The organism is Halosimplex halophilum (genome assembly GCF_004698125.1).
Taxonomy (GTDB): Archaea; Halobacteriota; Halobacteria; order Halobacteriales; family Haloarculaceae; genus Halosimplex; species Halosimplex halophilum.
Window position 1 is genome coordinate 699,001 of the sequence record NZ_ML214298.1, and the last position, 14,304, is coordinate 713,304.

At 72.0% G+C, this 14,304-nt stretch carries 14 protein-coding genes; 2 read left to right on the forward strand and 12 right to left on the reverse strand.

What is annotated here, in order from left to right; translation table 11 throughout:
• Positions 1-151: 151 nt before the first annotated feature.
• The 9 genes from E3328_RS14540 to E3328_RS14580 form a co-directional block, all read right to left on the reverse strand.
• The gene (locus E3328_RS14540) at positions 152-1,168 is read right to left on the reverse strand and encodes a TIGR04024 family LLM class F420-dependent oxidoreductase (protein ID WP_135365347.1); all 1,017 of its coding nucleotides are present in this window, start codon (positions 1,166-1,168) and stop codon (positions 152-154) included.
• 115 nt (positions 1,169-1,283) lie between these two features.
• Positions 1,284-2,729 (reverse strand): phosphomethylpyrimidine synthase ThiC, encoded by a 1,446-nt coding sequence (gene thiC / locus E3328_RS14545; protein WP_135365348.1) that lies wholly within the window; start codon positions 2,727-2,729, stop codon positions 1,284-1,286.
• Between the two features lie 141 nt (positions 2,730-2,870).
• Complete coding sequence (locus E3328_RS14550; protein WP_135365349.1) at positions 2,871-3,170, reverse strand: hypothetical protein; 300 nt, start codon at positions 3,168-3,170, stop codon at positions 2,871-2,873.
• Between the two features lie 102 nt (positions 3,171-3,272).
• Positions 3,273-3,707: a universal stress protein gene (locus tag E3328_RS14555; protein ID WP_135365350.1), complete on the reverse strand. Its 435-nt coding sequence runs from the start codon at positions 3,705-3,707 to the stop codon at positions 3,273-3,275.
• Positions 3,707-4,804 carry a sulfite exporter TauE/SafE family protein gene (locus E3328_RS14560; RefSeq protein WP_135365351.1) on the reverse strand — a complete coding sequence of 366 codons (1,098 nt, stop codon included), beginning with the start codon at positions 4,802-4,804 and terminating at the stop codon, positions 3,707-3,709. Before E3328_RS14560 ends, E3328_RS14555 begins: the two co-directional genes overlap by 1 nt.
• 358 nt (positions 4,805-5,162) lie before the next feature.
• The gene (locus tag E3328_RS14565; RefSeq protein ID WP_135365352.1) at positions 5,163-5,462 is read right to left on the reverse strand and encodes a hypothetical protein; all 300 of its coding nucleotides are present in this window, start codon (positions 5,460-5,462) and stop codon (positions 5,163-5,165) included.
• Between the two features lie 268 nt (positions 5,463-5,730).
• A complete protein-coding gene (locus tag E3328_RS14570; RefSeq protein ID WP_135365353.1) occupies positions 5,731-7,965 on the reverse strand; it encodes a S9 family peptidase in 2,235 nt (744 codons plus the stop codon).
• A 66-nt stretch (positions 7,966-8,031) separates the two neighbouring features.
• Positions 8,032-8,748: an ABC transporter permease gene (locus tag E3328_RS14575; protein ID WP_167837411.1), complete on the reverse strand. Its 717-nt coding sequence runs from the start codon at positions 8,746-8,748 to the stop codon at positions 8,032-8,034.
• Complete coding sequence (locus E3328_RS14580; protein ID WP_135365354.1) at positions 8,745-9,581, reverse strand: ABC transporter ATP-binding protein; 837 nt, start codon at positions 9,579-9,581, stop codon at positions 8,745-8,747. Before E3328_RS14580 ends, E3328_RS14575 begins: the two co-directional genes overlap by 4 nt.
• 85 nt (positions 9,582-9,666) lie before the next feature.
• Here E3328_RS14580 and E3328_RS14585 point away from each other — a divergent pair, with 85 nt between their 5' ends.
• Positions 9,667-10,341, forward strand: coding sequence for a helix-turn-helix domain-containing protein (locus tag E3328_RS14585; RefSeq protein WP_135365355.1), 675 nt, complete (start codon positions 9,667-9,669; stop codon positions 10,339-10,341).
• 41 nt (positions 10,342-10,382) lie between these two features.
• Here the strand turns inward: E3328_RS14585 and E3328_RS14590 are convergent, their stop codons facing one another.
• Both E3328_RS14590 and E3328_RS14595 read right to left on the reverse strand, forming a co-directional pair.
• Positions 10,383-11,273: an ABC transporter permease gene (locus E3328_RS14590; protein ID WP_135365356.1), complete on the reverse strand. Its 891-nt coding sequence runs from the start codon at positions 11,271-11,273 to the stop codon at positions 10,383-10,385.
• A complete protein-coding gene (locus tag E3328_RS14595) occupies positions 11,270-12,448 on the reverse strand; it encodes an ABC transporter ATP-binding protein (RefSeq protein ID WP_135365357.1) in 1,179 nt (392 codons plus the stop codon). Before E3328_RS14595 ends, E3328_RS14590 begins: the two co-directional genes overlap by 4 nt.
• A gap of 87 nt (positions 12,449-12,535) precedes the next feature.
• On the opposite strand from E3328_RS14595, the gene E3328_RS14600 reads away from it, so the two are divergent.
• Positions 12,536-13,231 carry a helix-turn-helix domain-containing protein gene (locus tag E3328_RS14600; RefSeq protein ID WP_135365358.1) on the forward strand — a complete coding sequence of 232 codons (696 nt, stop codon included), beginning with the start codon at positions 12,536-12,538 and terminating at the stop codon, positions 13,229-13,231.
• Between the two features lies 1 nt (position 13,232).
• On the opposite strand, the gene E3328_RS14605 is transcribed toward E3328_RS14600, so the two are convergent.
• Positions 13,233-14,234 (reverse strand): DUF5784 family protein, encoded by a 1,002-nt coding sequence (locus E3328_RS14605; protein WP_135365359.1) that lies wholly within the window; start codon positions 14,232-14,234, stop codon positions 13,233-13,235.
• Between the last annotated feature and the right edge of the window lie 70 nt (positions 14,235-14,304).

Consider the following 14,304-nt stretch of genomic DNA (forward strand, 5'->3'; position numbering starts at 1 on the left):
ACGCGACGCGACGCCGAGATCGCGACTCTGCGACACCGAGACGACGTATTCGTCGTGCGCGGCGGCGGACCCGCGCCCGCCGGCTTCCCGATCCGAATCGCTGGGCGGCCGCGAGTTCGGATCGCGAACTGTCCCGTTCAAAAAAGACCCGTCACGCGGGAGCAAGCGCCCGCATCGTCGCGGAGATCTCGTCGGGCTCCGCGCCCCGCGGGAACGACACCGAGACGGCGTCGACGCCCTCGATCGACTCCCACGCCGCGTAGCGCTCGCGACACTCCTCTGGAGTCCCGGCGATCCCGAGGTCGTCGAGCAGTTCGTCGGAGACGGCGGCCAGCGCGGCCTCCCGGTTCCCGTTGGCCCACTCGCTGGCGATCTCGACGGCCTCCTCGTCGTAGCCCTGCCGTTCGAGCGCCTCGCGGTAGAACGTGCCCATGGCGCCAACGTAGAACGCCAGGTGGTTCCGGGCGAGCCGCCGCGCCCGCTCGCGGTCGTCCAGCGCGATGCAGGGGAGCGAGAGGGTCACGCGCAACTCCTCGGGGTCGCGGTCGCCGAGTTCGGCCCCCCGTTTCAGGTCCGCAAGCCGGTCGCGCAATCCCCCTCTCGTCAGCATCAGCGCGTGCCAGCCGTCGGCGAACCGGCCGGCGAGTTCGACGGACTTCGGCCCCATCCCGGCGGCGTCGATCCCCGGGACCGTCTCCGGCGGATCACAGCGTAAACGCAGCCCCGAGAGCGTGAATATCTCGCCGTCGTACTCGACGGGGTCGCCCGAGAGCACGAGCCGTACGACCTCGATGGTCTCGCGGGTCCGCCGCAGCGGGCGGTCGTAGTCGACGCCGTGCCACCCCTCGACGACGGCTGGGCCGCTGGGGCCGAGGCCGACGCGCAAGCGCCCCTCCGAGACCTCCTGCAGCGTCGCGGCGGTCTGGCCGATCAGCGCCGGCGAACGGGAGTACACGTTCGCGATAGAAGTGCCGATCCCGATCGTCTCGGTACGCTCGGCGATGGTCGTCAGCGTCGTCACGGCGTCGCGGCCCCAGGTCTCGGGGAGCCAGGCGCGCTCGTAGCCCAACTGCTCGGCCTCGCGGGCGAACTCGACGAGCTGATCGACCGACGGCTGTGCGGCGACCGGGAGGAAGGCGTCGCGGGTCGGCGCGGCTCCGTCGGTCACCGTCGACCCTCCGTGGCAGATCGTGGCATACGCCTACTCGGACGCGAAGGCCCAAATAGACCCGTAGCACTCGCGACAACCGGCGCGGCGTTTGAAGCTGTCGGGAGAGCGGACTTCAGTCGTCGGCCGGCTCCTCGCGGCCGTAGGGGTCGACGAACTTCGGGAGGTCGGGCACGTCGGCGCCGTCGTGTTCGCCGACGGGCGGGCGGTTCACCTCGGCGGCGGGCGACTCTTCGAGGTCGGTCTCGTCGTCGATGGCCTCCATCTGACCCTCGCCGTCCGCCTCGCGGGCGTCCTGGTCGATGCGCATCGAGCAGAAGTCGACGCCGCACATCGAGCAGAAGCGGGCCTCCTTGTAGTTGTCGCCGGGCAGCGTCTGGTCGTGGTACTCGCGGGCGCGCTCGGGGTCCAGAGCGAGCTCGAACTGCCGGCGCCAGTCGAACTCGTATCTCGCCTCGGAGAGGGCGTCGTCCCAGTCGCGAGCGCCGGGACGGCCGTTCGCCACGTCGGCGGCGTGGGCGGCGATCCGGTAGGCCGCCAGCCCCTCGCGCACGTCCTCGGCGTCGGGCAGTCCGAGGTGCTCTTTGGGCGTGACGTAGCAGAGCATCGCCGCGCCCGCCCGCGCCGCTTCGGTCGCTCCGATGGCGCTGGTGATGTGGTCGTAGCCCGGCGCCACGTCGGTCACCAGCGGGCCGAGCACGTAGAAGGGCGCGCCGTCGCAGACCTCCTGCTGGCGCTCGACGTTGTCGGCCACCTCGTCCATCGGGACGTGGCCCGGTCCCTCGACCATCACCTGGACGCCGTGGTCCCAGGCGGTCCGGGTCAGCTCCCCCAGCGTGTCGAGTTCGGCGAACTGCGCCTCGTCGCTCGCGTCGGCCAGCGAGCCCGGACGGAGCCCGTCCCCCAGCGAGAAGGTCACGTCGTGTTCGGCGAAGATATCGCAGATCTCCTCGAACTTGGCGTACAGCGGGTTCTCCATGCCGTTCTCCTCGATCCACTGGGCGAGGATCGAACCGCCCCGGGAGACGATGCCGGTCTTGCGGCCGTCGGTCAGCGGGAGGTGTTCCATCTTCACGCCGGCGTGGATCGTCATGTAGTCGACGCCCTGCTCGGCCTGCTTCTCGATCACGTCCAGCAGGAGTTCGTGGGTGAGGTCGGCCACGTCGTCGACCCGCGTGACCGCCTCGTAGATGGGGACCGTGCCCACGGGCACCGGCGAGTACTCGACGTTCGCCTCGCGGATCTCGTCGAGGTCGCCTCCCGTGGAGAGGTCCATCACCGTGTCCGCGCCGTAGTGGACGGCGGTGTGGAGCTTCTCCAGTTCCTCGGCCGGGTCGCTGGTCGTCTCGCTCGCGCCGATGTTGGCGTTGACCTTCGTTCCGAACTCCCGCCCGATGACCATCGGGTCCAGCGACTCGTGGCCGTGGTTGGCGGGGATCACCGCCTGCCCTTCGGCCACCTGCTCGCGGACGAACTCGGGGTCGCGGTTCTCCCGCTCGGCGACCCGCTCCATCGCCTCCGTCACCGTTCCTTCCCTGGCGCGTCGCAGTTGCGTCGACATCGATTACTAGGTTATACTACCGAGTGATAAACGTTGCTGGTCCGACCGATCGCCGACGTGACGGCGGTCGCTACGGGACGGATCAGTCGCGAGAAGGCGGGGTCGGACGACGCGGTGCGGGTCGGTGCCGATACCGGGGCGCTACCAGTCCAGGATGAATCTGCTGGCCGCGTCGGAGTCGTGGTCCGGGTCTTCCGAGGGCGGGGCGGCGTCCCGGCTGGCGACGGTCCTGAAGACGAGACAGCCGACGGCGAAGGCGACGAGGCCGACCGCCCCTTTCCCGATACCGACGCCCGGCGCCCCCAGCACCGGTCCCTCCGCGATCAGGAGTTCGAAAGCGGCCTCGGCCGTTACGGCGCCGCCGACCAGGAGCAACGCGAGCGCGACGACGGTGCCCACGACGGAGACGAACCGCCCGTTCGACGCGGGTCGGGAGACCATATCGACGGTTCGACTCGCCGACGTATCAACCTTGTCACGCGAACGGGTGGGCGTCGGGTCGAGAGCGGAGCGGACGGCGGGAGCCGCCGGTTCCGCGGGTCGTCACTCGTCGACGCGGACGGTCGTGACGGGGACGGGCGACTCGCGGACGACGTTCTCGGCGACGCTGCCGATGAGGTAGTGGTCGAGGCCCGTCCGGCCGTGCGTGCCCATGACGACCAGATCGGGGTCGCGCTCCGCGACGTATTCGAGGATCGCGGACTTCGGGACGCCTTCCTCGACGACGCGCTCGGCGGGCACGTCCTCGGGGAGGGCGGTGACGGCCTCGTCGACCGCCTGGCGGGCGCGCTCGCGCTCGGCGGCGAGCCACGCGTCGGGGGCGATGCCGGCCGACGGGCTCTCGAAGCGGTTGCGCGTGTCCACGACCGAGAGGACGTGGACGGTCGCGCCGTGGACCTCGGCCAGGCGGCCCGCGTGGTCGACGGCGGCGGCCGTCGCCTCGCTGCCGTCCGTGGGGAGGAGGACGTCGTCGTACATCAGACACCCACCGCCATGCCGAACAGCGCGACGGCGATGACGGCGAACAGGCCGCCGACGAAGGTCTTGATCGTGTCGGTCTCCAGGGCGTTCGAGACGTAGGGGGCGATCTGGCCGCCGGTCGCCGCCGCGGGCGCGGTGAACACGACCATGTTCCACGGCGTGGTCGCCAGGGACAGCGAGTGGACGCCGGGGACGTGGATCCCGAGCGCGTCCAGCACGGTCCCGCCGAAGACGTGGACGACCGAGGCCAGGATGGCCGTCGAGGCGACCACGATGTGGTTCGAGCCGATGGCGACGCGGACGGGGACGTTCGTCCGGAGCATCGAGATGATGCCCAGTTCGCCGGCGCCGAAGCCGGCCAGCCCCTGGAAAGTACCGCCGATACTGTAGTTGGCGAACCGTTCGAGATACCCGCCGCGCGTGTACGAGTAGTCGTCGCCCTCGCGGTCGACCCGCGTGACGGTGCCGTCCGCGGCGGTGTCGACGCCGGCGGGACCGAGCTTGTCGGCGTCGTCGGGCAGGTCCGCGGTGCCGCCGTCGGTCGCGGCCCTGAGTTCGCCGTCGGTCGCTCCCTCGGGCTCTTCGTGGTCCAGATCGGCCCTGAACAGGAGCACGGAGGCGGCGAGCAGCGCCAGCCCCAGCAGCCCGTGGAACACCGGCTCCGGGACGACGAACGAGAGGATCGCCCCGGCGATCACGAACGGGACGGCGCCGGCGACGATGCTCAGCGCGAGCCGCCGGTCGACCAGCCCGTACTGGACGAACGCGACCGACGAACTCGACAGCCCGAACGCCTCGCTGATCAGCCCCACCTTGACGATCGTCTGGGGCGTGAGCGGCTGTGCGAACAGGGGATAGACGAAGATCAGGAACGGGACGAACAGCGCCGACCCGCTGATCCCGACCGTGTTGACGATGGTGGCGCCGGTCAGGAACGCCGGGAACAGCCACCAGTACTCCAGCCAGTAGCCCGGACCGCCGGCGCCGTCCGTCGGCGCGAACAGGAACACGCTCGCGACGAAGACCACCGGCGCCGCGAACACGAAGACGTGCTGGTACTTCAGGAACGACTTCTGGACGGAACTGAAACTCACGCGCGAACACCCCGGGAAACCGCACGGGTCGGCGCCTGTGCGACCGGGTCGGGGGATCGGGCGAGAGGGTCCCGCATTCAGGTGATACCCCCGGTTGTCGGGTCGGCGCGGACCTGACTGGCGGGGCGATCGACAGACGGTGAACGGGTCATGGCGCCCGGCACCTTGCGAGTAGCGTTTGAAGGGGCTTGGGGTTCGGAGGACGTTTGGGGACGGGACACACAGCGTGGCTGTGTCCAGTTTCCGCCGTTTCCGCTCGAAATCCGTCGGGATCTATTCGGGGGTCCGGCGGGGTGAAGACGACACCCGGCGGACGGCGGTCTCTGGAGGCTGTGGAGCGAGGCGAAGGGAAGAGCCCTCAGGTGTCGAACTCGTAGGCGTCGGCCTTGCGGGCCTCCGAGGGCTCGACGTCCGGCTCGTCGGGGTCGGCGTCCCTGTCGAGGGTCCGCCTGAGGAGGAGATAGCCCGCGGCGCCGGCAGCCAGGCCGGCGACGGCCCGAGGACCGACGGCGACGGGCGTCTCGAGCGCCCGCCCGGAGGCGAACAGCAGCTGGTACGCCGTGAAACTGACCATGGCGACGCCCAGCGCCAGCAGCGCGTAGCCGAGGAGCGTGCCGCCGACCGATGCGAGTCGCTCGCGTTCGATGGAGCGCTCCATACTGTCGCTTCGGACGGGTCACATATTAGACTTGTTGTCGGGCGGACCGCTTCGGGCCGCTCGGCCTCCCGGGAGCGGCGACGGGCGGTCGGCGCCGCCGCGAAAACCCTAACCGTGCCGGCGACAACGACCCGATATGAACCCCCTCGAACTGGACCGCCAGCAGGTCCTGGCGCTCATCATGGTGTTCCTGATGATCGGGTCGGCGGTCGTCTACGTGCTCGCGTACGCGCTCGGGTGACCGGCCCGACCGCGGGGCGACACCGGGTCAGTGGTCGTCGGTCCCGCCGTCACCGTCGCCGTCGTCGCCGTCAGCTCCGTCCTCACCGCCTGCGCCGGTAGTTTCGTCGCCGTTTTCGTCGCCTTCCCGCCCGGGGTCGAAGCGGGCGACCCAGTCGTCGAGGGTCTCCAGCCGGTGGATCTCGCGGTCGGGGTCGCCGACGTTGTGGTGCTCGTCGGGGTAGACGACGAGTTTCGACTCGACGCCGCGTTTCCGCAGGGTGCGGTAGAGCTGCTCGGACTGGGTGGGCGGACACCGCCAGTCGTTCCCGCCGGCGGTCAGCAGGAGCGGCGTGTCGATCCGGTCGGCGTCGGTGATCGACGACGCCGCGTCGTACGCCTCGGGGTTCTCCCACGGGAGGCCGAAGTCGTTCTCGATCCACCGGTGGGAGTCGTCGGTGCCGAACGCCGAGCGCATGTCGTAGACGCCGTGTTCGGCGAGACCCGCAGCGAAGCGGTCGGTTCGGGTCAGCACGTACGCGGTGTTGACCCCGCCCTGGGAGAAGCCGCCGACGAACAGCCGGTCGGGGTCGGCCCACTCCCGGTCGACGAGGTCCTCGGTCCCCGCGAGCAGGTCCTCGACCTCGACGGTGTTCCAGGCGCCCTTCAGCGCCTCGCAGAACGCCCGGCCGTAGGAGGTCGACCCGCGGTAGTTGACGCGGTGGACGAGGTACCCCCGCGTCGTCCAGAACGAGGTCAGGAGCGCGAACTGCGGCTGGTCGTAGGCCATCGGGCCGCCGTGGATCCACAGCAGCGCCGGCCGCGGGTCGGGGTCGTCGGGGTCGAAGTCGGGCGGGTAGTGCGTGATCGCCTCGACGGCGGTGCCGTCGTCGCTCTCGAAGCGCGACCGTGCGGTCCCGGGGTGGTCGTAGTCGGCGACGAGGTCGGGGTTCAGGTCGGTCAGCCGCCGGCGCGGGTCCGCGTCGTCGGGGCCGGCGTCGATGTCCGCAGCGTCCATCGCGTGCACGTCGTACCCCTCCGCGGGGTGGCTGCGGATCGCGGCCACGGTCCCGGCGTCGGCGTCGAACCCGAGGTGGGTCTCCGTCCGCGACTGTCGGTCGAAGACGCGATCGTGGCGGGGGTCCGGCCCCTCGGGCACGCCGGTCTCGCCCGCGTCGAGGCGGACGAAGCGGGTCCACCCCTCGTCGCCGATCCCCGCGAGGATCCGCCGGTCGTCGAGCCACTGCGGCCCCCCGCCCCACCCCAGCGTCCGGTCGAGGTCGCCGGTGAGGACGCGGTACTCGCCGGTATCGGGGGCGGCGACCGCCACGTCGGCCGGGACGTACCAGTTCGTCGGGTTCCGGGCGGCGAACGCGAGCCGGTTCCCGCCGGGGCTCCAGACGGGACCGGACGCGGTGTACTCCCCGTCGGTGAGGCGTTCGACCGACCCGTCCGCGGCGTCGACGACGTGGAGGTCGTAGACGTAGGTGTCGTCGGGGTCGTCGCCGTGGTACGCGCAGAACGCGATCCGTTCGTCCTCGGGGTGCCAGGCCGGCTGGAGGCCGCCGAGCGCCTCGAAGATCCCGCCGCCGCGGGCGTCGTCGAGCCGGCGCTCCTCGCGGGTCTCGACGTCGACGACGAACAGGTAGGTCGTGACGGTGTCGAGCCACCCCTGGCCGTCCATCTTGTGCTGGAGGCGCTCGGTCTCGACGGGGCCGTCCTCGCGGCGCTGTTCGAGGTACTCCGCCTCCTCGTCGGTCGGGTCCCGGGCCGAGACGACGACCCGCTCGCCCTCGGGCCCCCAGTCGAAGTCCCGGACGCCCTCCTCGCGGTCGGTCACCTGCCGGGCGTCCCCGCCGAGTTCGAGGTCGTACACCCAGACCTGGGGCTTGGGTTCGTCGTCGCCGTTCGCGCCGTTCTCCTCGCCGTCCTCGTCGGCAGCGTCTTCGGCGTCGTCGCCGTCGGTCTCGCCGTCAGCGTCGGCTCCGTTTTCGCCCTCGTCGTCGCGGCCGACGCGCATGTCCACGTCCTCGTCGCGGACCATGACGACGCCGAGCTTCGAGCCGTCCGGCGACCACTCGACGTTCCACGCGCCGCTGGCGCGAGTGAGTCGGTGGGGGTCGCGGCTCCCGTCGGCGGGGACGACGAACACGGATTGCAGGGTCTCGTCCTCGTCGGGGTCGGCCTCGCTGGCGGCGAACGCGACCCGGTCGCCGTCCGGCGAGACCGCGAGTTCGGTCGGGCGCGTCCGGTCGTAGACCGCGTCGGCGGGGAGTTCGTCCATGCCCCCGGGTCGCCCGGCAGTCACTTACCGGTTCGGTCGCCGTGCGAGGCCGTGACGGGGGTCGGTTCACGCCGCCCGCCGGATCGCGGCCAGCGAGACGGCGAGGGCGAGCGCCACGAACGCGACGAGCGCGGCGACGGCGACGTGGAACTCGCCCGGGGTCCGCCGGTCGAGGACGACGTACTCCATCGCCCGGATCAGGTAGGTGATCGGCATCGCGCGGGCGGGCCACGCCAGGTAGACCGGGAGCTCCTCGACCGGGAGGAAGGTCCCGCCGAGGATCACCTGGGGAGTGATCACGACGGGGATGAACTGGACGGCCTGGAACTCGTTCTCGGCGAACAGCGACAGCGAGACGCCGACGCCGAGCGCGGTGAACGCACCGAGGAGCTCGACGGCGACGAACAGGGCGACGCCGTTGGCGAACGTCACGTCGAGGAAGGCGACGGCCGCGGCGAGCAGGACGACCGACTGGACCGCGGCGAGGGCGCCGTAGCCGAGGACGTACCCGGCGACGACCCCGCTCCGGGCGACCGGCGCGACGAGCACCCGTTCGAGCGTTCCCGCCGTTCGCTCCCGCAGGAAGCCGACCGCCGTGAGCAGGTACGTCAGGAAGAACACGAACACGCCGAGGATGACCGGGGCCACGGGCTCGGGCCGCGGGAACACCTCGCTCAGCAGGTAGACGACGAACGCGGGGACGGCGACGACCAGCGCGAGCGTCCGCCGGTCCCCTCTGAGCGTCCGCAGGATGCGTCCCGCGACGGGGACCGCTCCCCTCACGGCTCGCGCCCTCCCGTCGGGACCCCGGTCGCCGCCGGTTGTTTGTCCGCCTCGTCGCGTTCATCGAGCAGGGCGAGGAACGCCTCCTCCATCTCGTCCGCGCCGGTGGCCTCGAGGAACCCGTCCGGCGAGTCGAGCGCCAGGACGCGGCCGTTCCGCAGGAAACAGACCCGGTCGCAGTTCGTCGCCTCGCCGAGGTAGTGCGTCGAGACGACGACCAGCGCGCCCTCGTCGCGACGCCGGCGGAACTCGGTCCACATCGCCGACCGGAGCCGCGGGTCGAGCCCCACGGTCGGCTCGTCCAGGAAGAGCACGTCCGGGTCGTGGACGAGCGCGCACGCGAGACTCGCACGGCGCACCATCCCGCCCGAGAGCTCGCCGATCCGGGCGTCGGCCCGGTCGGTCAGGTCCACGACATCGAGGGCGCGTTCGACCGCCGCGTCGAGGGTTTCCTCGCTCCGGTCGCCGCTCCGCGACTCGCCCGCCCGTCGCGCCCCGCGGCCGGCCACGCCGTAGAGGCGCGCGAAGAACGCGACGTTCTCGCGGACGGTGAGGTCGTCGTACACCGCCGCGTGCTGGGGCATGTACCCCAGGCGCTCGCGGTCGGCCGCCTCGAACGACCCGGAGGGCGTCCCGCCCACACGCGTCTCGCCCGCCGTCGGCCGCTCCAGGCCGAGCAGACAGCGGATGAACGTCGTCTTCCCCGACCCGTTCGGGCCGGCCAGCCCCAGTATCTCCGGCCCGTCGACCGCGAGGTCGACGCCGGAGAGCGCCGTCACGCCCCCGTACTCCTTGCGAACGTCCCGGGCCGCCAGCGATGGCGCCTCGTTCATGTCCGATCGGTGGGCGGCGGCCGTGGAACGGGTTCTCCCGAGCATAGCCGGGAGATTCAAGTGTCGGCGCGCCGACGGTCCACGGGTGAAGCGCCTCCGCGTCTCGGCCGCGCCCGACCTCGAGGCGGCCCCCGAGTTCTTCCGGCTGCTCGCCGCGTCGGACCGCGCGAGCGAGGCCCGCCTGCTCGACTGGAACCTCGGGCCCGCGGAGGCGGGGACGCTCCTGTACGCGGTCCGGGGCGACCCGGACGGGTTCCGCGCGTCGGCGACGGACACGCCCGGTATCGACGCGGTCGACGTCGCCGAGACCGGGAGCGGCGAGTTCTACATGCTCGTCGACGCCCGCCCGGACGCGGTCCCGCTCTTTCGCCGGATGGTCGGGGCCATGACGCGGGCGGGCCTCGTCGTGGTCACGCCGGTCGTCTACCGCGACGAGCGCGTCGAGGGGACCATCGTCGGCGACCCGGCGGCGCTGCAGGCGACGCTCGATTCGGTCCCCGACGCCGTGGACGTGACCGTCAGTGAGGTCGGCCCGTTTCGGGGGCCGCCGGAGTCACCGGGGGCCCGCCTCAGCGACCGCCAGCGCGAGGCCGTCGAGGCGGCGCTCGACCTGGGGTACTACGACCACCCGAGCGGCGCCACGCACGAGGACATCGCGACCGAACTGGGCTGCGCCCCGAGCACGGCCAGCGAACACCTGAAACGCGCCGAGGCGAAACTCGCCCGGGCCGCGCTGGACGAGTTCGGCCCCGCGGTCTGAGTTCGGTCACGAGCGCCGGGTCATCGCCCCCGCTCGACCGTTCAGACCACTTCGGCGCTGCTGGCGCGTGCGAGCAGCCGAACGGCCACGGCGCCGACGACGAGGTTCAGCGCGACGAGGACGGCGACGGCGGGGACGACCGTGTCGGCGACCCCGCCGAACCGCGAAATCGACAGCACCGTCGACGCGTCCCGGCCGAGGACCAGCGCCCGGACCGCGTCGACGCCGTAGGTGACGGGGTTGAACGCCGCGACGAACTCGATGTCGTCGGACAGCGGGACGAACGCCGGCGAGAGGAAGAGGAGGGGGAACATGAACAGCATCGAGGCGGCGTTGACCACCTCGTCGTCGCGGGCCAGCAGGCCGACGACGTTCGAGACGGCCATAAAGAGCAGGCCGACGAGCAGACAGACCGCGACGACCCCCGCGACGCCGGCTGCGCCGGTCTCGATCCCGGCGCCCAGCGCGACGGCGAGCCCGAGGACGACGAGCAGCTGGACGACGATACGGGCGAGTTCGGCGGCGGCCTTCCCCGCGAAGACCGCGGTCCACGACATCGGCGTGACGACCGTCTTCTCGAACATCCCGCTCTCCAGGTCGCTCACGAGCCCCATCCCCGAGGAGAACGCCGACCCCATCGTCGCCTGCACGAGGACGGCTGGCAGGAGGTAGGTGACGTAGTCCACGTCGGCGAAGCCCGCCCGCGTCAGCGCGACGCTCCCCACGTCGCCGAACACGGCCGCGAAGAGGACCAGCGAGAGCGTCGCGACGACGATCTCCAGCAGGAACGCGGTCGGGTTGTGGACCGCCTTGCGCGTCCACCGCTTCGCGTTGACCCAGGCGTCCCCGAGGAACGTGTTGCCCGTCTCCGGCGTCGCCGGTGCCGGCCCGTCGGTCCCCGGCGCGTCCGCGGCCGAGTCCGGAGCGCTCACGCGTCCACCTCCAGTCGCTCCGCCGATTCGGGAGCGTTCTCGCTCGTCCGACCGCTCTCCCGGTCGAACGGGTCGTCGGCCGACTCCTCGGCGATGGCGAGGAACACGTCGTCCAGCGTCGGTTCCTCGACGGCGAACCCCGTCACCGACAGGCCGGCGTCGCGGAGCGCGACCAGCAGGTCCGGCCCGAGGTCGCCGGCGTCGGGGGCGCTGACGCGAACAGTGTCCCCGGCCGTCTCGACGCTGGGTTCGACCGCGGTCGGGTGCCCCGTGTCCCCGTCCGGGCCGTCGACGCCCGCCGATTCGCGGACGGCCTCGGCTGTCGACTCGCGGCGAACCTCGGCCGCCGACTCGCGGACGACCGCCGCGGCCGATTCGACGGCGCCGGGGCCGCCGTCGATTTCGAGGTCCAGTCGCTCGCCGCCGACCCGGCGTTTGAGGTCGGCCGGCGACCCGTCGGCCACGACGCGGCCGTCGCGGAGCACCGCGAGGCGGTCGCAGAGGCGGTCAGCCTCTTCGAGGTACTGGGTGGTCAGGAAGACCGTCGTCCCGCGGTCGTTGATCCGCCGGAAGTAGTCCCACAGGCGGTTGCGCGCCTTCGGGTCCAGCCCCGTCGTCGGCTCGTCGAGGAAGACCAGCGAGGGGTCGTGGACCAGCGCCGTCGCCGCGTCCAGTCGCTTCTTCATCCCGCCGGAGAAGTTCCCCGCCGGCGTGTCGGCCACGTCGGACAGCTCGACCAGGTCCAGCAACTCGGCGATGCGGTCGGCCCGCTCGCCGCGGGGAACGCCGTAGGCGTCGCAGGCGAACGCGAGGTTCTCCCGGGCGGTGAGTTCCTCGTCGACGCTCGTCTCCTGGGCCATGTAGCCGACCGAGGCCCGCACCCGCGTGCGCTCGCCGGTCACGTCGTACCCGTTGACCCGAACTCCCCCCGCCGTGGGCTCCAGCAGCGTAGCGAGCACCTTGATCGTCGTCGTCTTCCCGGCGCCGTTGGCCCCGAGGAAGCCGAAACACTCCCCCCGCGGGACCGAGAGCGTCAGCCCGTCGACGGCCCGGGTGCCGTCGGCGTACGCGAGTTCGAGCCCCTCGGCGTCGACGGCGAGCGGTCGGTCGTCGGCGCCGGGAGCGTCCGCGCCGTTCTCGACTCGATGCGTCCGTCGCGATGTCTCGTCGGACATGTACTCCGGCGGTGTGGCGCCCGCCCGGAGGGCGTTCCGGGCGGCATAGAACCGGGATTTATTACCCCCTCGCCGGACCCTTCGGGTGTGAAACACGTCCGCGTCACCGCCGGGGTGGACGGCTCGCGGGCGCCGCCGCTGCTCGACCGGCTGGCGACGGCGGCGGCCGTCGACCGCGCCCGGGTCATCGACTGGAATCTCGTCGCGGACGACGCGACCCTCCTGCTGGCCGTCGACGGCGACCCCGCCCCGCTGGTCGACGCCGCGGGCGAGACCCCCGGCGTCGAGCGCTGCGAGGTCGTCGGGTCGGAGAGCGGGCGTTCCAGCGGGGCCCGCGACTCGCCGGCCCGCCTCGTCCTCCACGTCGATCGGTCGACGGTGCCGGTCTTTAGCTGTCTCGCAGCCGCGCTCGAATCCGGTGGCCTCGTCGTCCGGACGCCGGTCGTGTTCCGCGACGGCGAGGTCCACGCGACGGTCGTCGGCGACCCCGACCCGCTCCAGGCCGCCTTCGAGCGCCGGGGCGACGACATCGACGTGCGGATCGACGGGATATCCCCGACGCCGGCCGCCCCCGAGTCGACGGGCGGATCGCTGACCGAACGCCAGCGCGAGGCCGTCGCGGCGGCGAACCGGCTGGGCTACTACGAGACGCCGCGGGCGGCCACCCACGCCGACGTGGCCGCCGAACTCGGCTGTTCCCCACAGACCGCGGGCGAGCACCTGCGGCGTGCGGAGGCGAAACTGGCCGACGCCGCGCTCGACGAGGTCGGCCCCGAGCGGTGAGTCAGACCCACTCGACGGCGGCGTCGAGGTCGAGCGGCACGTCGCCGTGGCGGTAGCCCTCGCAGCGGCCGTCGGGGCGGTAGCGGAAGACGACGGTGGGCTGGTAGCCGACCGAAGGGCGCTCGGCGCGGATGGGGTTCCACTCGTCGTCGCGGAAGGAGGTGCAGTCGACCAGCAGGACGGCGTCGTCGTGGATGGCGAGCTGGTCGCGGGTCTTCGAGTCGACGGTGCGCCGCAGCGCGGCGATGGGGGTGCCGGCGGGGCGATTGCGAGGGGCCATCGGGCGGGTGACCTCGACGAGCCGCTCCCCGCCGGGCGTCTCGACGGCGAAATCGAGCGCGTGCCCGGAGTCCTGTTCGGACTCGGGGACGAACGGAATCGCTGCGTCGGCCAGCAGTTTCGCGGCGTCGAACTCGCCCATGGTGGCCCGCATGCGGCTGAACTCGTCGCGCTCGCTGGTGCCGAGCTTGGCGGCCATGGTGTAGCGGTGGTCGTCGAGGACGCCCGTCTTCAGGAACCGCTCGTAGAACTCTAACCCCTCCTCGCGGGTGGCGTCGGGGAAGCCCGCGGCGTCGCGGTCGAAGAACGCGCGGGTGGTCTCGCGGCCGTCCTTCGAGAACAGGACCGGGAGGAAGAACCACGAGACGTACTCGTGGGCGGCCAGCCAGGGGGCCTGCCGCTGGAGGTCGTAGGTGAGTTCGCGCTGGGCCCACCGCGAGACCTCGTAGGGGGCCTCGTCGAATGTCTCCTTCTCGGTGCGCCACAGCGCCTCGGGCGTCTCGGTGTTGCCCAGCCAGTAGGCGCCGTCGTCGTTCCAGGCGAACAGGGCCAGGTCGCCGTTGTCCATCTCGAACCGGCGGGCGCGGTACCCGCGCGGGCCGTCGATCTTCGGCGTCGTCAGTCGCGCGCCGAAGCGGTCGTCGAGCGGGGCGAACAGGTCCTGTCTGACCCGCTGCTCGTCCCAGCGCCCGGTCGACCGCCGAAAGCGAACCGGTCCGGCCATACCGGAGAAACCGGGGGCCAGCGGTATACACTGTTCGGACTCGTCGCACCGCCGGCGCCGCCGCCCGTCC